Origin of the sequence: Caldimonas mangrovi, assembly GCF_023721835.1 — a bacterium.
Lineage (GTDB): Bacteria > Pseudomonadota > Gammaproteobacteria > Burkholderiales > Burkholderiaceae_C > Caldimonas > Caldimonas mangrovi.
Window position 1 is genome coordinate 129531 of record NZ_JAMKFE010000009.1, and the last position, 18582, is coordinate 148112.

Here is an 18582-nt window from a genome sequence, read left to right on the forward strand (position 1 = left end):
TTCACCAGAGCTGCCACCAGGGCTTGTCTTTGGCCTGGAAGCCGCGCGTCAGGTAGGCACTGTCCGGGAAGCTGGTCTTCAGCACGCGCTCCGCATCGTCGCGCAGTTGCGTCAGGCCGAGGCGCTCGTAGCTGCGCGCCATGATGTAGAGCGCTTCCTCGATCGCCGGCGACTCCTGGTAGCCCTGCACAGCAGCCTGGGCACGGTTGGCGGCGGCGAGATAGGCGCCACGCCGGTAGTAATAGCGAGCCACATGCACCTCGTACGCCGCCAGCGAGTTGACGATGTAGTTCATGCGCAGTCGCGCATCGGAGGCATAGGTCGAGGCCGGAAACTGCTCGACCAGCTGCTTGAACGACTGGTACGCCTCTTTCGCGGCTTGCTGATCGCGTTCGGACAAGTCCTGACGGGACAGACTGCCGAACAGGCCGAGGTTGTCGTTGAAGTTCACGAGCCCGCGCAGGTACAGCGCATAGTCGAGCGCCGGGCTGCCCGGATGCAGCTTGATGAAGCGGTCGAGCGTCGCGAGCGCCTGCGCCCTCTCGTTGCCGCGGTAGTAGGCGTAGGCCAGTTCGAGCTGCGCCTGCTGCGACAGCAGCGTGCCGGCAGCGCGGCCTTCCAGGCGCTCGTAGAACCTGATCGCGCGCTCGTAATTGCCCGCTGCGGCCTCGTCGCGTGCCTCTGAATACAATTTCTCGTTCGACATGCCGGCCGTCTCGTCCTTGGCCGTGGTCGAGCAGCCTGCCAGCAAGGCCAGCGCGAGGACGGCGCTCCAGGCGGAAATCGACACGCCAGGCACCCGTTTCACATCACCCATATGCACCACGCAGGCGGCAGGCTTTGCCGCCGTCAAAGAAGGATCGCGGATTTTATATGCTTCCCCCTGATCGCCCCGGCGCACCGGAGGGCTTGGACACCGAAGCCGAAGAGGATCAGCCGGACGCGGCCGCGGTCGAGCGGCGCGAGGTCGAGGTCGGCATCCCCCAACACGGGCTGCGGCTCGACAAGCTGCTGGTCGAAATCGCCGGCGAGTTCTCGCGCAGTCACCTGCAGCACCTGATCGATGAAGCCTGCGTGCAGGTCGACGGGCGTGTCACGCAGACCGCCAGCCGCAAGGTGCACGTGGGGCAGCGGGTGGTGGTGGAGTTGCGCCCGACGCCCGAGAGCCGGGCGTTCCGTCCTGAGGCAATACCGCTCGACGTTCGCTTCGAGGACGAGCATTTGCTGGTGCTGCACAAGCCGGCCGGCCTGGTCGTGCATCCTGCGGCCGGGCACTGGTCCGGCACGCTGCTCAACGGTCTGCTCGCCCATCATGCCGCTGCAGCCCGTCTGCCGCGCGCCGGGGTCGTGCACCGGCTCGACAAGGACACCAGCGGCCTGATGGTGGTCGGCAAGACCCTCGAGGCAGTGACGCAACTGGTGCGCGCGATCGCTGCGCGCGAGGTGCGCCGCGAATATCTGGCGGTGGCTCAGGGCGAGATTCGTCAGCCAGCGGCGCTGGCCACGATCGAGGCACCCATCGGCCGCGACCCGCAGTCACGGGTCCGAATGGCGGTCGTCGCGGGCGGCAAGCCGGCCCGCACCGAAGTCGTGCTGGTGGCCGCGTCGCAAGGCTGTTCCGCCGTGCTGTGCAAGCTGCACACCGGACGCACGCACCAGATCCGGGTGCATCTGGCCGCGCGGGGGTTTCCGTTGATCGGCGATCCGCTCTACGGCGGGCGACCGGCGCTTGGCATGCAGCGGCAGGCGCTGCATGCATTCCGGCTCGGCCTGGCCCACCCCGTGACGGGCGAGCCGCTGGCTTTCGAGGCGGCTCCACCGGACGATTTCGCTCTGGCGTGGGCGACCGTGGCCGGTGCGACTGTGTGACACATGGGACACATTCGGCAAGAAGTGTCTCGCCGCGGGTCAGGCTTGGATACAATGGGGCCGAGGTATTCATTCACCGCCAGCCCGCAGCCATCCGGAAAAGACCCGGCAGGCCTTGCGAGGCGAGGGCGACCGCCAACAGCCTTGGCGCGTCGCGGCGGATCCCTGGCACGCATCGCAGACCTTACGCACCAGCGCGCGGCACGTTGGACGCTCGCTGCAACCTCTGCGCAAGGCGCGCCCGGCCGCACGACCCGGTTGAGGACGACAAACGACTATCCATGAACACGCAGGATGCAAAGCGCGTCCTCGAGACCGCGCTGATCTGTGCTCACCAGCCCTTGCCGCTGCGCGACATGCGGACCCTGTTCGACGACGAGCTCGGCGCCGACACGATCCGCATGCTGCTCGACGAGCTGACGCGCGACTGGGAGGACCGAGGGGTCGAACTGGTGGCGCTGTCGACCGGTTGGCGCTTCCAGAGCCGGCCGGAAATGCGCGAGTACCTCGACCGCCTGAACCCCGAGAAGCCGCCGAAGTACTCCCGGGCGACGATGGAGACGCTGGCGATCATTGCCTACCGTCAACCGGTCACGCGGGGCGACATCGAGGACATCCGCGGCGTGACCGTCAGCAGCCAGATCGTCAAGCAACTCGAAGACCGGGGCTGGATCGATGCGATCGGCTACCGCGAGGCGCCCGGCCGCCCCGCGCTGTATGCAACCACCAAGCAATTCCTCGACGACCTCGGGCTTGCCTCGCTCGATCAGTTGCCGGCCCTGGAAGGGGCGCCCATCCACGCCGAGCTGCTCACCGAGGGCTTGCCGGAGCAGGCTTCGCTGCTGGACGCAGCACAGGCGGCGGGCGCGGACGGCGAAACATCCGCGACTGTCGAGCCGGCGCCGGACGCGGACGCAGACATTTCCGGGCAGGAGCACCTGCTGGGCACGGATGATGCCGGAGTCCGGGTGTCAGCGGATGCGGCGACCGAAGATGGCGCCGTTGCGCCGGGCAAGAGCGTCGACCATGGCGAGCCAGCCATCGTGCGTGCGACCTCCATGGTCCCCGGCGAGCCTCCCGGCTCCGGTGACGAACCCGTTGCCGATCCGGCGGTTTCATACGCCCACGCCGAGGGCTCCGAGCCAGACGCCGAACCGCATCCGGTGGCAGACGAATCGGCGAACGAGATTGCCGTGACCGAACCCGCTACGGAGAACGACCGCAGCGACCCGAACGACCAAGACCCCAGCGCTCCTGAAGCGACTCGCCATGAATTCTGATCCGCACGACCTGCCTTCGACGCCCGAGCCGGACAACGCCGTCGCCTCTCCCAACGAGACCGCCGGCGAAAAGCCGAAGCGTCGCAGCCCTCGCAAGCCGAAGGCCGTGCCGGCACCGAGCGAAGCTTCGGCCGAAGGTTCCGCAGCGGCCATGGCGGCCGAGGACGCGCCAGCTGAAGCGCTCCCGCCAGCCGCGAAGAAGACCCCGCGCCGTCGCAAGCCGGTTGCGCAGGCCGCTGAGCAGGCGGTCGATGCGGAAGCGGGCGAGGCCCGGGCCTCGCTCCCGGCTGAGCCGTCGGCCGCCATGGTGGGGGTGGACGCCGCCGCGTCGCCGGAGGTGGTCGCACAGACCATTGCGGCATCGCGGCCAGAGGACGAAGCGGCTGCTGAGCCCGGCAACGAAGGCGGCCCGCGTCGCCGCCGCGACCGGCGTGGGCGCCGCGGCGAGCGGGGCGAGCGAGGCACGAGCGAGGCCCCGCAGGAGGCCCGCAACGACGACCGCGCTGGGGGCGCGCAACATGGTCGCAAGGGGCCGAAACCGGGCCAGCCGCCGGCGGCGCAGCAGGCGGTGCAGGAGCGTTTCGCCGAGGTGCTCGCCGGCCATTTCGACACCGAGGACGAGCCGGAAGACGCCGAAGCGCAGCCAGCCAAGCGCGTGCTGCAGCCGGAGCCCGACGCGCCGAAGCTGCACAAGGTGCTGGCCCAGGCCGGCATCGGCTCGCGACGCGACATGGAGCAATTGATCCTCGAGGGGCGCATCTCGGTCAATGGCGAGCCGGCGCATATCGGCCAGCGCATTTCCTTCGGTGACCAAGTGCGCGTCAACGGCAAACCGATCAAGGTGCGCATTGCGCCGCCGCCACCCCGCGTGCTGGCCTATCACAAGCCGGCCGGCGAGGTCGTCTCGCACGACGACCCGCAGAACCGGCCGACGGTGTTCCGCCGCTTGCCGAAATTGCAACAGGGGAAATGGCAGTCGGTCGGTCGCCTCGATATCAACACCGAGGGGTTGCTGCTGTTCAGCAATTCCGGCGAGCTGGCCAACCAACTGATGCACCCGCGCTTCGGCGTCGAGCGAGAGTACGCGGTGCGCGTGCTCGGCACGCTGGACGACGGTTCGCGCGCCAAGCTGCTCGAAGGGGTCAAGATCGATGGCCAGCCGGCGAGTTTCAAATCGATCGAGGATGGCGGCGGCGAGGGTGCCAATCACTGGTATCGCGTGATCATTACCGAAGGGCGCAACCGTGAGGTGCGCAAGCTGTTCGACGCCGTCGGCCTGACGGTCAGCCGCCTGATCCGTATCCGCTACGGCACGGTCGTGCTTCCACGTGGTCTCAAGCGCGGCGTCTGGGTCGAGCTGGAAGACAACGACGTTCGTACCATCCGGCGCCTGGCCGGCGGCGACGTCACTCGTCCGGCCGAAGGCGACGGCAGGGGCGCCAAGGGTGGAAACAAGCGGCAGGGCGGCGGCAAAGACCGTCGAGGCAGCAAGGAACGGGGCCCCGGCCGTCCCGCCGGGCCGGACCCGTTGCAGCAAACATTCGACAAACGCTTTCGTTCGGCGGGCAGCGGGCCGGTCGGAGGCCGCGGCAATTCCGGCCCTGACCCGCTGGAGCAGACCTACGACAAGCGATTCGCGCAGTCAACCAAGGCCAAGGCGGCGGGCAACACTCCGCGCCAGCCCGATCCAATGCAGACCAGCGTCGGTTACATCGGTGGCGACGCGTTCTACCGCAAGACCCATGGCAACAAGGGTGGGGGCGGTGGCGGGGGAGGCGGTGGCCGCAACAAAGGCTTCGGCGGTGGCGGTGGCCCGAAGCGCGGCGGCCGGGGACGCTGAGGCCCGACGGCTTCATGCCCTTTCGAGCCATTGGAATTAGCGGGCCGGGCTGGGGAAAACCCCGGTTCGAGAGCTACAATCGAAGGCTTTGCCAAGTACTTGATTCAGGAGAACTTTCATGGCGGTCGAACGCACTCTGTCGATCATCAAACCCGATGCCGTGGCCAAGAACGTGATCGGCCAGATCTACTCGCGCTTCGAAGGCGCGGGTCTCAAGATCGTCGCGGCCCGGATGGCGCATCTGTCCCGTGGTGAGGCCGAGCAGTTCTATGCTGTCCACAAGGCTCGTCCTTTCTTCAAGGATCTGGTCGACTTCATGATCTCCGGCCCGGTCATGATCCAGGTGCTCGAAGGCGACAACGCCATCGCGAAGAACCGCGAGCTGATGGGTGCTACCGACCCCAAGAAGGCCGAGAAGGGCACCATCCGCGCCGACTTCGCCGACAGCATCGATGCCAATGCCGTGCACGGTTCCGACGCCCCCGAGACGGCTGCCGTCGAAGTGGCTTTCTTCTTCCCGGGCATGAACGTCTACAGCCGCTGAGCGCGGTTGTAGCTTTCGCGTCCTCGAACGAGGAATGCACGTGGCCGCCAACCTTCTCGACTTCGATCTCGACGGGCTGGCGGCCTACTGCGAGCAGCTGGGCGAAAAGCGCTTCCGCGCCACGCAGCTGTTCCGCTGGATCCATCAGAAAGGCGCGTCGGACTTCTCGCAGATGTCCGATCTCGCCAAGTCGCTGCGCGAGAAACTCGCCGGTGCCGCTGAGGTGCGGCCGCTGTCGGTACTGACCGAGCAGGCGTCCGCCGACGGCACGGTCAAGTGGCTGTTCGACGTCGGCAGCGGCAACGCCGTCGAATCGGTGTTCATTCCCGAGGACGATCGCGGCACACTGTGCGTGTCCTCGCAAGCGGGCTGCGCGGTCGGCTGCCGCTTCTGCTCCACGGGCCATCAGGGCTTCAGCCGCAATCTCACGACCGGCGAGATCGTCGCGCAGCTCTGGTACGCGGAGCACCAGTTGCGCCGCCGCCTCCGGCTCGCACCGGGTGAGCGCGCGATCACGAACGTCGTGATGATGGGCATGGGCGAGCCGCTGCAGAACTACGCCGCGCTCGTGCCAGCGCTGCGTGTGATGCTTGACGACCATGGCTACGGGCTCTCGCGGCGCCGGGTGACGGTTTCCACTTCGGGTGTCGTGCCTATGATCGACCGTCTGCGTCAGGACTGCCCGGTGGCGCTCGCCGTGTCGCTGCATGCGCCGAACGATCCGCTGCGCGATGAGCTCGTGCCGCTGAACCGCAAGTACCCGACCAGCGAATTGCTCGATGCCTGCAACCGCTACCTGGACACCGCTCCGCGCGACTTCATCACCTTCGAGTACTGCATGCTCGACGGCGTCAACGACACCGAGCGGCATGCTCGCGAGCTGGTCGCGTTGCTGAAGGGGCGCGTGTCGTGCAAGCTGAACCTGATTCCGTTCAATCCTTTCCCGGCGTCCGGCTTGAAGCGTTCTTCGCGCGGGCAGGTGCAGGCTTTTGCCAAGGTGCTGATGGATGCTGGTATCGTCACCACCGTTCGCAAGACGCGCGGGGACGACATCGACGCGGCTTGCGGTCAGTTGGCCGGCGAAGTGCAGGACCGCACCAACGTGCAGCAGCGTCTGACGCGCCAGCCGATTCGCATCCACGCAACGACCGGCTCGAGCCGGCAGGAGACGAAATGATCACGTTGGGTCGGTCCGGGTCCCGGGGGGTATGGCATCTGGCCGCATGGATCGTTGCGAGCGCGCTGGCAACGGGCTGCGCGACGTCGCCGTCGGCCGGCGAGTCGCGCGAGATTCCCACCGCTTCAGACCAGACCGATGCGCAGAAGCGCGCACGCATCCGGCTGGAGCTGGCGTCGGCGTACTTTGCACAAGGCCAGGCGACCACCGCGCTGGACGAAGTCAAGCAGGCGCTGCAAGCCGATCCTTCGATGCCGCAGGCCTACAACCTGCGCGGCCTGATCTACGCCAGCCTCAGCGAGGATCGCCTTGCCGAGGAGAGCTTTCGCCGTGCGCTGCAGCTCGACAGCCGCGATGCCGACGTGATGCACAACTATGGCTGGTTCTTGTGCCAGCGCAACCGCTATCCCGAAGCGTATGCGCAGTTCGACGCGACGCTTGCCGTGCCGCAATACCGCGACACCACACGCACGCTGTTCGTCAAGGGCGTGTGCCAGGCACGTGCCGGCGCACTCGGTGAGGCCGAGAAGAGCCTGATGCGGGCCTACGAACTCGACCCTGCCAGTCCCGCTATCGCGGTCAACCTCGCCGACGTGCTGTATCGCCGTGGCGAGCTCGAGCGTGCGCGCTTCTATATCCGTCGCGTCAACAACTCGCCCCAGTTCACCAACGCCGAGACGCTGTGGCTGGCCGCGCGCATCGAGCACAAGATTGGCAACACCTCTGGCGCGATGGATTACGGCAATCAGCTGAAGCGGCGCTACCCGAATTCACGCGAGGCCGCGGCGTTCGAGCGAGGAGCGTTCAATGACTGAGGCGGACCGCAGCACGGTGTCGACCGCCGAGACGGCGGCAGGGGGGCAGACCGCCGGCGAAATGCTGAAGGCCGCGCGGCTGGCGCATGGCGTGCACATCGCCGCGTTGGCGGCGTCGATCAAGGTGTCGATACAGAAGCTCGAGCTGCTCGAGGCCGATCGTTTCGACGAACTGCCCGATCCGACCTTCGCGCGTGCGCTGGCACAGACCGTGTGTCGCTTCCTCAAGATCGATCCGGTGCCGGTGCTCGCGCGCCTGCCTGAGCCGGGCACACCGTCCAAGCTCGAACACGTTGCGCGCGGGCTGAACCAGCCCTTCCGCGACAGCACGTCGCGCGCGGGCGACGGCGTGAAGCTGTCAGCGCTGTCGCGACCGACGGTGTGGCTGCCGCTGCTGATCGTCGTCGCCGCGGTCGTGCTGTGGCTGCTGCCACCCGGGATGCTGAAGCTGCCGCAGGGCTGGGGTTCCAGCGAAACGGCTGCGCCCCGCGGCGAGGGGACGACCGTCACGACGCCGGTGCCGGTGATGCCGCCGGCGGAAGCCGCCTCCGAGACGGTTCATTCCGCGCCGCTGGTGGTGGCCCCGCCGCTGCAGGAAGCCGCGTCCGAACCTGCGGCTGCTGCTGCACCGACGTCTGCCGCGCCGGCAGCGCCCGTTTCGACGGACGCCCCCCTGGTCGTGCGCACAACGGCCGAAAGCTGGCTGGAGGTGCGCGACGCGAACGGCCGCGTGCTGGTGTCGCGTCTGGTGGCTCCCGGCGAAACGCTCGCGCTGAGCGGCAGTTTCCCGATGCGCGTGCGTGTCGGCAACGCGGGAGCGACGCAGCTCGTCGTGCGCGGCCAGCCCTTCGACATCGCTCCGTTCGTGCGCGACAACGTGGCGCGATTCGACGTCAAGTAGTCGCAACGCCTGTACGCCATCAGGTTCCATTCCATGCAGCCGCTCACTCCCGACCTCGACCATTTCACCGAAGCCGCGTCCCCGGCGCCGAGGCGCGCGCGCCAGGCGGTCGTGCGCTGGGGTGAGCGGATCGTGACGATCGGCGGTGACGCCCCGGTGCGGGTGCAGTCGATGACGAACACCGACACCGTCGACGTGATCGAGACAGCGGTGCAGGTCAAGGAGTTGGCGCTGGCCGGCTCCGAGATGGTGCGCATCACGGTCAACACACCGGAGGCGGCTCAGGCGGTACCGGCGATCCGCGAGCAGCTCGATCGCATGGGTGTGGACGTGCCCCTGGTCGGCGACTTCCACTACAACGGCCACACGCTGCTGACGCAGTTCCCCGGCTGCGCCGAGGCGTTGTCGAAGTACCGCATCAACCCCGGCAACGTCGGCAAGGGCGACAAGCGCGACCGCCAGTTCGCGCAGATGATCGAAGTCGCGATGCGGCACGACAAGCCGGTGCGCATCGGCGTCAATTGGGGCAGCCTCGACCAGGAGCTGCTGGCTGAACTGATGGACGAGAACGCCGGCCGTGCCAAGCCATGGGACGCGCAGCAGGTGATGTACCAGGCGCTGATCACCTCGGCCATCGAGTCGGCCCGCCGCGCCGAGGCGCTGGGCATGAACGGCGACCAGATCATCCTGTCGTGCAAGGTCAGCGGCGTGCAGGATCTGGTCTCGGTCTATCGCGGGCTGGCTCGGCGTTGCGACTATCCGCTGCATCTCGGCCTGACCGAGGCCGGCATGGGTACCAAGGGCACCGTGGCGTCCACCGCCGCCTTGGCGATCCTGCTGCAAGAGGGCATCGGCGACACGATACGCGTGTCGCTGACGCCGCAGCCGGGCGAGGCGCGTACACAAGAGGTGGTCGTCGCCATGGAGATTCTGCAGTCGCTGGGCCTGCGCGCGTTCGTGCCGAGCGTGACCGCCTGCCCGGGCTGCGGGCGGACCACCAGCACCGTGTTCCAGGTACTCGCCAAGCAGATCGACGACTACCTGCGCGCACAGATGCCGCTGTGGAAGGCGCGCTATCCCGGCGTCGAGACGATGAAGGTCGCGGTGATGGGCTGCATCGTCAATGGCCCCGGCGAGAGCAAGCATGCCGACATCGGCATCAGCCTGCCGGGCACGGGCGAAAGCCCCGCCGCACCGGTATTCATCGATGGCGAGAAGGCGTTGACGCTGCGCGGCGAAGGCATTGCGCGGGAATTCCAGAAGATCGTCGAGGATTACATCGAGCGGCGCTATGGCAGCGTCACGGCCGCGCATTGAACCAGGCGCCGCCGAGACCGTCCCTGCCTTCCAACTTCCAACGCGGCCCACATGGCTGCCTACGACATGGCTGAAATCCTGCGTGCCGTCAAAGGCATGAACGACATCCTGCCGGCCAGCGTGCCGCGCACCGAGAAGCTGCCCGATTCCGCGCTGTGGCAATGGTTCGAGGTTACCGTGCGCAAGGTGCTCTCGCGCTATGGCTACCAGTACGCGCTGATGCCGATCGTGGAGCCGACCGCGCTGTTCGTGCGGGGCCTCGGAGAGGTGACCGACATCGTCGAGAAAGAGATGTACTCCTTCGTCGACTCAATGAACGGTGACAAGCTCACGCTGCGCCCTGAGGCGACTGCCGGCATCGTGCGCGCGATGATCGAGCACAACGCGCTCTACAACGGGCCGCTGCGCGTATGGACCATGGGCCCGATGTTCCGTCACGAGAAGCCGCAGAAGGGACGTTACCGGCAGTTCCACCAGCTCGACGTGGAGGCGTTGGGGTTTCCGGGCCCCGACGTGGACGCCGAAATGATCCTGATGATACGTAGCCTCTGGCGCGAGTTGGGGCTGCTCGAAGGGCGGCATGTCCGCCTGGAACTCAACAGCCTTGGCCAACTGGAGGAGCGCAAGCAGCACCGCGATGCGCTGGTGTCCTACTTTGAGCGCCACGCCGTCCAACTGGACGCCGATTCACAGCGCCGGCTGCACAGCAATCCGCTGCGTATTCTCGACAGCAAGAATCCGGCAATGCAGGCGCTGATCGAAGCGGCGCCGAAGCTGATGGACTTCCTCGGCGACGCCTCGCTTGCGCACTTCGACGGGGTGCGTTCCGCGCTGGATGCAGCCGGTCTCGAATACCGCGTGAACCCGCGCCTGGTGCGCGGCATGGACTACTACAACCTCACCGTGTTCGAGTGGGTAACCGATCAACTCGGATCCCAGGGGACGGTGTGCGGCGGTGGCCGTTACGACGGGCTGATTGAGCAGTTGGGTGGCAAGCCGGCGCCCGCGGTAGGCTTCGGTCTGGGCATTGAACGGCTGCTTCTGCTGGTTCAAGAGCTGGCGTTGCCCGTGCCGGCAGCTGCGCCGGTCGCGTATGCGGTCGTGCCGTCGCCGCAGCAGATGCCGCAAATCCTGCCCGCGCTGGAAACGCTGCGCGCCGCGGGGGTGTCGGTGCAGATGCATGCCGGCGGCGGCAGCATGAAATCGCAGTTCAAGAAGGCTGACACCAGTGGAGCCCGCTACGCACTCGTATTCGGCGAGGCGGAGGTCGCGCAAGGCATGGTGGCCGTGAAACCGCTGCGCGACGCGGCCGCGCCCCAAGTCATCCGGCCGATTGCCGATGCAGGCGCCTGGGCGCGCGAACTGCTCGACGCATAATTCCGCCTTTCGGCCGCGTCCTGCGGTCCCGCCTCTTTCTCTGGAACGCCCTGTATGGCCACCCAACTCGACCTCGAAGAACAAGAGCAGCTTGAGAACATCAAGCACTTCTGGAAGCAGTACGGCAGCCTGATCACCTGGGTGGTGATCCTGGTCCTGGCCGCCTTTGCCGGATGGAACGGCTGGAACTGGTGGCAGCGGGACCAGGCAGTCAAGGCCAGCGCGCTGTACGACGAAGTCGACAAGGCGGCGCAAGGCAACAGCGCCGACCAGGCTTTGCGCGCCTTCAATGATCTGAAAGACCGCTATCCCCGCACCGTTTTCGCAGCGCAGGCGGGGCTGCTGGCCGCCAAGGTGCTGCATGACCAGGACAAGAGCGAAGAGGCGCGCACGGCGCTCGCCTGGGTCAGTGACCACGCGAGCCAGGATGCATACGGTGCCATCGCACGGCTGCGCCTGGCCGGCTTGCTGCTCGATCAGAAAGCGTACGACGACGCGCTGAAACGGCTGTCTGGCTCGATGCCGAAGGAGTTCGAGGCGCTGGCCGCCGACCGCCGCGGTGATGTCTACCTGGCGCAGGGTCAGCAGGCCGAGGCGCAGGCTGAATACGAAAAGGCCTACAAGGGCATGCCGGCCACCGCAGAGTACCGCCGTCTGGTCGAGGCCAAGCTGACCGCGCTCGGCAAGGCGCCCGCACCAGAGACCCCCGCCTCGGAGGTGACGCAGTGAACGGTCGCGCAGCGGGACAGGGTGGGCGCATCGCGGTCGTGCGCCTGGTGGGGGCCGTGGCGTTGCTTGCGCTGGCGGCATGTTCGAGCGCGCCGAAGAAGCCCGATCCGGCGCCTCTGATCTCGCCGGCGCCGAGCGCCATGCCCGTGCAGACGGTCTGGAGCGAGCGCATCGGCGACGTCAAGCTGCCGCTGCGCGTTGCGGTGGCCGGTGACGGCGTGACCGTCGCCGCCAGCGACGGTAGCGTGGTCCACTTCGATGCTGCCACCGGCAAAGTGCGCTGGCGCGGCCACATCGATGCGACGCTCGTTGCCGGAGTCGGCAGCGATGGGCGCTTCACGGCCGTCGTTACCGAGGGCAACGAAGTCGCGGTGCTGGAGCAGGGCAGGCTGCTCTGGCGCGAACGCATCGGGTCACGCGTCGTCACCGCGCCGCTGGTCGCGGGCGAGCGCGTGTTCGTCTACGGCTCCGATCGTTCCGTGCACGCCTACGATGCCCAGGCCGGCGGCAAGCTCTGGACGCAACGCCGACCCGGCGACCCGCTGACCCTGTCGCAGCCGGGTGTGCTGCTGCCCGTGCGTGACACCCTGGTGGTCGGACAAGGGCCGCGGTTGGCGGGACTCGACCCCCTGCGCGGTTCGGTCCGCTGGGAAGCGTCGGTGGCGTCTCCGCGCGGGACCAACGAGGTGGAACGGTTGGCAGACCTGGTCGGGCCCGCGGGACGCGACGGCGACACGGTGTGCGTGCGTGCCTTCCAGTCTGCTGTCGGCTGTGTCGACGCGCTGCGCGGCGGCCTGCTGTGGAGCAAGACGAGCAGCGGCGGGCTGGGCGTCTCCCTGGACGACCGCCACCTCTACGGCGTCGATGCGACCGACAAGGTGACCGCCTATCGACGTGCCGACGGCGAGGTGGCGTGGAATGTCGAGAGCTACCGTTTTCGAGGGCTGAGCGCGCCTTTTGCGGTCGGGCGCAGCGTCGTTGTCGGCGACGCCGAAGGCTATGTGCACTTCCTGTCGGCCCATGACGGTACACCGCTGGCGCGCGTCGCGACGGACGGTTCTCGCATCATCGCTCAGCCGGTGCTGGCCGCCGGTCTGCTCATCGTCGTGACCAGCTCAGGCAGCGTCCATGCGCTGCGGGCGCAGTGACTGCCGCGGCGCAGCATCGAGGCTGATTCCATGAAACCCGTCATCGCCCTGGTCGGACGGCCCAACGTCGGCAAGTCGACGTTGTTCAACCGCATGACGAAATCGCGCGACGCGATCGTCGCCGACTTCGCCGGGCTGACCCGCGACCGTCACTATGGCGATGGCCGCCTCGGCGAGCACGACTTCATCGTCATCGACACCGGCGGCTTCGAGCCCGATTCGTCGACCGGCATCGTCAAGGAAATGGCCAAGCAGACGCGCCAGGCCGTGGCCGAGGCTGACGCGGTGGTCTTCGTCGTCGACGTGCGTGCCGGTTTATCGGCCCAGGACCACGACATCGCGCGTTACCTGCGGACCGTGAACAAGCATGTGATCCTCGCCGCCAACAAGGCCGAGGGCATGAAAGACGCGCCGCAACTGGCCGAGTTCTTCGAACTGGGCATGGGCGAGCCGATGGCCGTATCGGCCGCACACGGGCAGGGCGTGCGCAGCCTGATCGAGACTGCGCTCGAGCCATTCGTGTTCGACGAGCCCGACGAGGACGTATCGGACGAAGAGCGCGCGCTTGTCGTCCGGCTGGCCGTGGCTGGCCGGCCCAATGTCGGCAAGTCCACGCTGATCAACACGTGGCTGGGTGAGGAGCGCCTGGTCGCCTTCGACATGCCGGGCACGACGCGCGACGCAATCTCGGTGCCTTTCGAGCGCAACGGCCAGCGCTTCGAGCTGATCGACACTGCCGGGCTGCGCCGCAAAGGCAAGGTGTTCGAGGCCATCGAGAAGTTCTCGGTGGTCAAGACGCTCCAGGCGATCGCCGAATCCAACGTCGTCGTGCTGTTGCTCGATGCGACGCAGGGCGTCACCGACCAGGACGCTCATATCGCCGGCTACATCCTCGACAACGGCCGCGCCGTGGTGCTGGCCGTCAACAAGTGGGATGCGGTGGACGACTACCAGCGGCAGATGCTGCAGCGGTCGATCGAGCAGCGGCTGGCTTTCCTGAAGTTTGCGCCCATCCTGCATATCTCGGCGCTCAAGCGCCAAGGGCTCGGGCCGCTGTGGAAGGCGATCAGCGAGGCGCATGCCTCTGCCTTCAAGAAGATGTCCACACCGGTGCTCACGCGTCTGGTGCACGAGGCGGTGGAGTTCCAGGCGCCGAAGCGTGCCGGCATGTTCCGGCCCAAGTTGCGCTATGCACACCAGGGCGGCATGAACCCTCCGATCATCGTGATCCACGGCAACTCGCTGGAACACGTCACCGATGCCTACAAGCGCTTCCTGGAGGGCCGCTTCCGCGAGCACTTCAAGCTGGTCGGCACCCCCTTGCGTGTGGAGATGCGTTCGTCCCGCAACCCCTTCACGGACAAGGATTCCTGACTTTTACCCGGCCCCTGTAGGGCTGTGTTAACGTGCAGGTTCCAAAACTTTCAACACGGAGCATATCGTGAGCAATAAAGGGCAGCTTTTACAAGACCCCTTTCTGAACCTGCTGCGCAAGGAACACGTGCCGGTGTCGATCTACCTCGTCAACGGCATCAAGCTGCAGGGCCACATCGAGTCTTTTGATCAGTATGTGGTGCTTTTGCGCAATACCGTGACCCAGATGGTGTACAAGCACGCCATTTCCACGGTGGTCCCCGGCCGGGCGGTGAATTTCCACGCCGGTGAATCGGCCGACTCCAACTGAAGTGCATGAGGGTCCGGCGACGGACCCTCCATGCGAACGCCTGGCGGCGGCAAAGACTTTGACTCCTTCCGACAACGAGAGCCTTCCCCGTACCATCCTGGTGGGCGTGGACCTTGGTCCCGGCTCGCCGTTCGACCCCACCCTAGACGAACTCGCGTTGCTGGCCGAATCGGCCGGCGACGAGCCCGTGGCCCGCCTGACGGCGCGGCGCAAGGCCCCAGATGCCGCGCTGTTCGTCGGCGAGGGCAAGGCCGACGAGATCAAGCTGCTGGTCAGCGAACATGACGCTGCATCGGTGCTGTTCGACCAGGCGCTGTCGCCCGCGCAGCAGCGCAATCTCGAGCGCCACCTCGGTGTGCCAGTGGCCGATCGCACGATGCTGATCCTGGAGATCTTCGGGCAGCGCGCCAAGAGCCATGAAGGCAAGCTGCAGGTCGAGCTTGCACGGCTTCAATATCTTTCCACTCGCCTGGTGCGCAGGTGGACCCACCTGGAACGTCAACGCGGCGGCGTGGGCCACCGCGGTGGCCCGGGCGAAACCCAGATCGAACTCGACCGTCGCATGATCGGGCAGCGTATCAAGGCGCTGAAGCTGCAGCTCGAGAAGGTCAAGCGCCAGCGCAGCACGCAGCGGCGCTCACGCGCTCGCAACAACACCTACAGCGTTTCGCTGGTCGGCTATACGAACGCCGGCAAGTCGACGCTGTTCAATGCACTGGTCAAGGCGCGCACCTATGCGGCCGACCAGCTGTTCGCAACGCTGGACACCACCACTCGCCAGCTCTATTTGTCGGAAGCTGCGCGCTCCGTGTCTCTGTCCGACACGGTCGGCTTCATCCGCGACCTGCCGCACACCTTGGTCGAAGCCTTCCAGGCGACCTTGCAGGAGGCCGCCGATGCCGACTTGCTGCTGCACGTCGTCGATGCCGCCAGTTCGACTTGGCGTGAACAGCTCGACGAGGTGCAGCGAGTGCTGCACGAGATCGGCGCTGAACGGGTGCCGCAGCTTCTGGTGTTCAACAAGCTGGACGCGTTGGAGGCCACGCAGCGGCCACGCAACCTCGTGGACGCCTTCGAGATCGAGGGCGGCCGCTCCGTGCCACGTGTCTTCCTCAGCGCGGCCAAGGGCGAGGGCCTGGATGAATTGCGCCATATCATTGCGCAGGCGGCAGTGGGGGCGTTCTCGGCGCTGGCCGGTCATGCCGACGAGGGAACCTCCGCCACCGAAGGCAGTTCACAAGAAATCGCCGTGACGCAAGACTCCAACGCCGCGACGCAGAATTCCGTTTCTTTTGCACGAGCATGAACACAAGCACCTCTCACGCAACCCCCGGTCCCGCAGACAGCGGTTTTCCCGCGCGACTGTCGGACGTTGCCGTCTCCTTCGTGAGAGCCGTCGGTGCGACCGCGAGCCGCGGCGCCCAGCGCATGTTCAATCTCAACGACTCGCGCTGGGGTCGCAGGATCGAGCCGCAAGAGAACGAACCCACGCGCAACCAGGGGTCGGGTGGCGGCGGCCGCAATGACGGCCCGCCGGATCTCGACGAGCTGTGGCGCGACTTCAACCGCAAGCTCTCCGGTCTGTTCGGCGGCAAGGGCGGTGGCTCGCGTCCTGGAGGGCCGGACGGTGGCGGATCGTTCCAGCCGGACATGAAGGGCGCCGGCCTGGGAGCGGTGCTGATCATCGGTGTCGTCGTGCTGATCTGGCTGGGCAGCGGCTTTTTCATCGTGCAGGAAGGTCACCAGGCGGTGGTGATGTCCTTCGGCAAGTACAGCCACACGGCCGAAGCGGGGTTCAAGTGGCGCATGCCCTATCCGTTCCAGTCGCACGAAGTGGTGCCGGTCACGCAACTGCGCTCCGTGGACGTGGGCACGTCGTCGGTTGTGCAGCAGACAGGGTTGCGCGATTCGTCGATGCTGACGCAGGACGAGAACATCGTCGATATCCGCTTCACCGTGCAGTACCGTCTGAAGGACGTGAAGCAGTACGTCTTCGAGAACCGCCGCCCTGACGACGCGGTCGTGCAGGCGGCCGAGTCTGCCGTGCGCGAAATCGTCGGCCGCAGCCAGATGGATTCGGTGCTGTACGAGCAGCGTGATGCCATCGCCGCGGACTTGGTGAAGTCCATTCAAGCCCAGCTCGACCGGCTCAATGCCGGCATCCTGATTTCCAATGTCAACGTCCAGAGCGTGCAGCCGCCGGAGCAGGTTCAATCTGCCTTCGACGACGCCTTCCGTGCGACGGCCGACCGCGAGCGCCTGAAAAACGAGGCGCAAGCCTATGCCAACGAGGTGATCCCGCGTGCGCAGGGCTCCGCCTCGAGGTTGCGGGAAGAAGCCGAGGGCTATCGGGCGCGCGTCGTTTCGCAAGCTGAGGGCGATGCAGACCGCTTTCGCAGTGTGTTGGTCGAATACGAGAAGGCACCGGGTGTCACCCGTGACCGCCTCTACATCGAGACCATGCAGCAGATCTACTCGAACGCGACCAAAGTGCTGATCGACACGCGCAGCAACAGCAATCTGCTGTATCTGCCGCTCGACCGGCTGATGCAGCAGGCCGCAGGGACCGACGGCGGCGCCACCTACGCTCCGCCCGGTGGCTCCTCGCCTGCGTCGACGGATCCCACGGCAGTGCCGTCGGGGGGCGACATCCGCTCACGCGACAATCAGCGCAGCCGCGAGCGCGAGAGCCGCTGACCCGCCAGAACAAGACCAAGATACAGAGGCGCTCCTCATGAACCGCATCGGATTGATTGTTTCGACCTTCCTGCTGCTCGTCGTCATTGCCGGCTCGACGCTGTTCGTCGTCGACCAGCGCCAGGCGGCAGTGGTCTACGCCCTCGGCGAGATCAAGGAGGTCGTGGTGGACCCGGGTCTGAAGGTCAAGATGCCGCCGCCGTTCCAGAACGTCGTGTTCCTGGACCGCCGCATCCAGACACTCGACAGCCCTGAAACCCGCCCCATCTTTACCGCTGAAAAGAAAAGCCTGGTGATCGACTGGCTGGTGAAGTGGCGCATCGTCGACCCGCGGCAGTTCATTCGCAACAACGGCGTCGACATGCGCAACGCCGAGATCCGGTTGGCGCCGATCGTCCAGGCTGCTTTCAACGAAGAGGTGACGAAGCGCACCGTGCGCGAGGTGTTGGCGACGCAGCGTGAGCAAGTCATGCAAGGGGTGCACGCGCGCTTGGCCGATGACGCCAAGAGCTTCGGCATCGAGATCGTGGATGTGCGCACCAAGCGTGTCGACTTCCATACCAACATCACCGAGTCGGTGTACCGGCGCATGGAATCGGAGCGCAAGCGCGTGGCCAGCGAACTGCGCTCGACGGGGGCGGCCGAAGGCGAGCAGATCCGTGCCGACGCCGACAGGCAGCGCGACGTCATCATCGCTCAGGCCTACCGCGACGCGCAAAAGATCAAGGGTGAGGGCGACGCCAAGGCGTCAGCTCTTTACGCGGGCGCCTTTGGCCGCGACCCGCAGTTCGCCCAGTTCTACCGCAGCCTGGAAGCCTACCGTCAGAGCTTCCGCAACCGTTCAGACGTGCTGGTGCTCGACCCGGCCACGAACGATTTCTTCCGGGCCATGCGCGGCGGCTCACCAGTACCGCGCAAGTGACACGCGCCCGATGAGCGAGGTGCTCTGGACGGCAGTTGCGTTGGTGTTCGTTCTGGAAGGACTGCTGCCTTTCCTGAGCCCGGGCAGCTGGCGGCGGGTGTTCGAGCAGGCGCTGCGGCTCACCGACGGCCAGTTGCGCTTCCTGGGACTCGCCAGCCTGCTGAGCGGCTTGCTGTTGCTGTGGCTGCTTGCGTCTTGAGTGCGCCTTTCCTAACTTGAAGATGCGCCAGGTGAGGCGGCTGGCTTCCGGCACGCCGGTACAATCGCGGTTTTAATCCCCCG

At 66.6% G+C, this 18582-nt stretch carries 18 protein-coding genes; 17 read left to right on the forward strand and 1 reads right to left on the reverse strand.

All coding sequences use genetic code 11. The features are described 5' to 3' along the window. Position 1 precedes the first annotated feature (1 nt). Positions 2–799: an outer membrane protein assembly factor BamD gene (locus M8A51_RS15850; RefSeq protein WP_407062246.1), complete on the reverse strand. Its 798-nt coding sequence runs from the start codon at positions 797–799 to the stop codon at positions 2–4. Positions 800–873: 74 nt separating this feature from the next. On the opposite strand from M8A51_RS15850, the gene M8A51_RS15855 reads away from it, so the two are divergent. From M8A51_RS15855 to M8A51_RS15935, 17 genes are all read left to right on the forward strand, one after another. Next, complete coding sequence (locus M8A51_RS15855; RefSeq protein WP_251779450.1) at positions 874–1869, forward strand: RluA family pseudouridine synthase; 996 nt, start codon at positions 874–876, stop codon at positions 1867–1869. Between the two features lie 281 nt (positions 1870–2150). Then, on the forward strand, positions 2151–3149 hold the full coding sequence (gene scpB / locus M8A51_RS15860; protein ID WP_251779558.1) for an SMC-Scp complex subunit ScpB: 999 nt from the start codon (positions 2151–2153) through the stop codon (positions 3147–3149). Next, on the forward strand, positions 3139–4989 hold the full coding sequence (locus M8A51_RS15865; protein ID WP_251779451.1) for a pseudouridine synthase: 1851 nt from the start codon (positions 3139–3141) through the stop codon (positions 4987–4989). Before scpB ends, M8A51_RS15865 begins: the two co-directional genes overlap by 11 nt. A 118-nt stretch (positions 4990–5107) precedes the next feature. Further along, on the forward strand, positions 5108–5533 hold the full coding sequence (gene ndk / locus M8A51_RS15870) for a nucleoside-diphosphate kinase (RefSeq protein ID WP_251779452.1): 426 nt from the start codon (positions 5108–5110) through the stop codon (positions 5531–5533). A 40-nt stretch (positions 5534–5573) separates the two neighbouring features. Further along, positions 5574–6710: a 23S rRNA (adenine(2503)-C(2))-methyltransferase RlmN gene (gene rlmN / locus M8A51_RS15875; RefSeq protein WP_251779453.1), complete on the forward strand. Its 1137-nt coding sequence runs from the start codon at positions 5574–5576 to the stop codon at positions 6708–6710. Continuing rightward, the gene (gene pilW, locus M8A51_RS15880; RefSeq protein ID WP_251779455.1) at positions 6707–7525 is read left to right on the forward strand and encodes a type IV pilus biogenesis/stability protein PilW; all 819 of its coding nucleotides are present in this window, start codon (positions 6707–6709) and stop codon (positions 7523–7525) included. Before rlmN ends, pilW begins: the two co-directional genes overlap by 4 nt. Beyond that, positions 7518–8426 (forward strand): helix-turn-helix domain-containing protein, encoded by a 909-nt coding sequence (locus tag M8A51_RS15885; RefSeq protein WP_251779456.1) that lies wholly within the window; start codon positions 7518–7520, stop codon positions 8424–8426. Before pilW ends, M8A51_RS15885 begins: the two co-directional genes overlap by 8 nt. A 33-nt stretch (positions 8427–8459) precedes the next feature. Then, on the forward strand, positions 8460–9743 hold the full coding sequence (ispG, locus tag M8A51_RS15890; RefSeq protein WP_251779457.1) for a flavodoxin-dependent (E)-4-hydroxy-3-methylbut-2-enyl-diphosphate synthase: 1284 nt from the start codon (positions 8460–8462) through the stop codon (positions 9741–9743). Between the two features lie 66 nt (positions 9744–9809). Next, positions 9810–11120 carry a histidine--tRNA ligase gene (gene hisS / locus M8A51_RS15895; RefSeq protein WP_251779559.1) on the forward strand — a complete coding sequence of 437 codons (1311 nt, stop codon included), beginning with the start codon at positions 9810–9812 and terminating at the stop codon, positions 11118–11120. Positions 11121–11174: 54 nt separating this feature from the next. Next, positions 11175–11849, forward strand: a complete 675-nt coding sequence (locus M8A51_RS15900; RefSeq protein ID WP_251779458.1) for a YfgM family protein — start codon at positions 11175–11177, stop codon at positions 11847–11849. After that, entirely contained in the window at positions 11846–12997 is a 1152-nt protein-coding gene (gene bamB / locus M8A51_RS15905) for an outer membrane protein assembly factor BamB (RefSeq protein ID WP_251779459.1), read from the forward strand. Before M8A51_RS15900 ends, bamB begins: the two co-directional genes overlap by 4 nt. A gap of 30 nt (positions 12998–13027) precedes the next feature. Continuing rightward, a complete protein-coding gene (der, locus tag M8A51_RS15910; protein WP_251779460.1) occupies positions 13028–14371 on the forward strand; it encodes a ribosome biogenesis GTPase Der in 1344 nt (447 codons plus the stop codon). Positions 14372–14438: 67 nt separating this feature from the next. Then, positions 14439–14681 (forward strand): RNA chaperone Hfq, encoded by a 243-nt coding sequence (hfq, locus tag M8A51_RS15915; RefSeq protein WP_251779461.1) that lies wholly within the window; start codon positions 14439–14441, stop codon positions 14679–14681. A 58-nt stretch (positions 14682–14739) separates the two neighbouring features. After that, on the forward strand, positions 14740–15987 hold the full coding sequence (gene hflX, locus M8A51_RS15920) for a GTPase HflX (protein ID WP_259372022.1): 1248 nt from the start codon (positions 14740–14742) through the stop codon (positions 15985–15987). 122 nt (positions 15988–16109) lie between these two features. Continuing rightward, positions 16110–17378, forward strand: coding sequence for an FtsH protease activity modulator HflK (gene hflK, locus M8A51_RS15925; protein WP_251779462.1), 1269 nt, complete (start codon positions 16110–16112; stop codon positions 17376–17378). Positions 17379–17415: 37 nt separating this feature from the next. Then, positions 17416–18300 (forward strand): protease modulator HflC, encoded by an 885-nt coding sequence (hflC, locus tag M8A51_RS15930; RefSeq protein ID WP_251779463.1) that lies wholly within the window; start codon positions 17416–17418, stop codon positions 18298–18300. 10 nt (positions 18301–18310) lie between these two features. Further along, complete coding sequence (locus M8A51_RS15935; RefSeq protein WP_251779464.1) at positions 18311–18499, forward strand: DUF2065 domain-containing protein; 189 nt, start codon at positions 18311–18313, stop codon at positions 18497–18499. Positions 18500–18582: the final 83 nt, after the last annotated feature.

Bases quoted from the DNA above. Each gene is read 5' to 3' on its own strand.
- scpB (WP_251779558.1), top strand. From the start codon at position 2,151: ATGAACACGCAGGATGCAAAGCGCGTCCTCGAGACCGCGCTGATCTGT.
- M8A51_RS15900 (WP_251779458.1), top strand. From the start codon at position 11,175: ATGGCCACCCAACTCGACCTCGAAGAACAAGAGCAGCTTGAGAACATC.
- M8A51_RS15865 (WP_251779451.1), top strand. From the start codon at position 3,139: ATGAATTCTGATCCGCACGACCTGCCTTCGACGCCCGAGCCGGACAAC.
- hflK (WP_251779462.1), top strand. From the start codon at position 16,110: ATGTTCAATCTCAACGACTCGCGCTGGGGTCGCAGGATCGAGCCGCAA.
- M8A51_RS15935 (WP_251779464.1), top strand. From the start codon at position 18,311: ATGAGCGAGGTGCTCTGGACGGCAGTTGCGTTGGTGTTCGTTCTGGAA.
- hflC (WP_251779463.1), top strand. From the start codon at position 17,416: ATGAACCGCATCGGATTGATTGTTTCGACCTTCCTGCTGCTCGTCGTC.
- ndk (WP_251779452.1), top strand. From the start codon at position 5,108: ATGGCGGTCGAACGCACTCTGTCGATCATCAAACCCGATGCCGTGGCC.
- hisS (WP_251779559.1), top strand. From the start codon at position 9,810: ATGGCTGAAATCCTGCGTGCCGTCAAAGGCATGAACGACATCCTGCCG.
- M8A51_RS15855 (WP_251779450.1), top strand. From the start codon at position 874: ATGCTTCCCCCTGATCGCCCCGGCGCACCGGAGGGCTTGGACACCGAA.
- M8A51_RS15885 (WP_251779456.1), top strand. From the start codon at position 7,518: ATGACTGAGGCGGACCGCAGCACGGTGTCGACCGCCGAGACGGCGGCA.
- pilW (WP_251779455.1), top strand. From the start codon at position 6,707: ATGATCACGTTGGGTCGGTCCGGGTCCCGGGGGGTATGGCATCTGGCC.
- der (WP_251779460.1), top strand. From the start codon at position 13,028: ATGAAACCCGTCATCGCCCTGGTCGGACGGCCCAACGTCGGCAAGTCG.
- ispG (WP_251779457.1), top strand. From the start codon at position 8,460: ATGCAGCCGCTCACTCCCGACCTCGACCATTTCACCGAAGCCGCGTCC.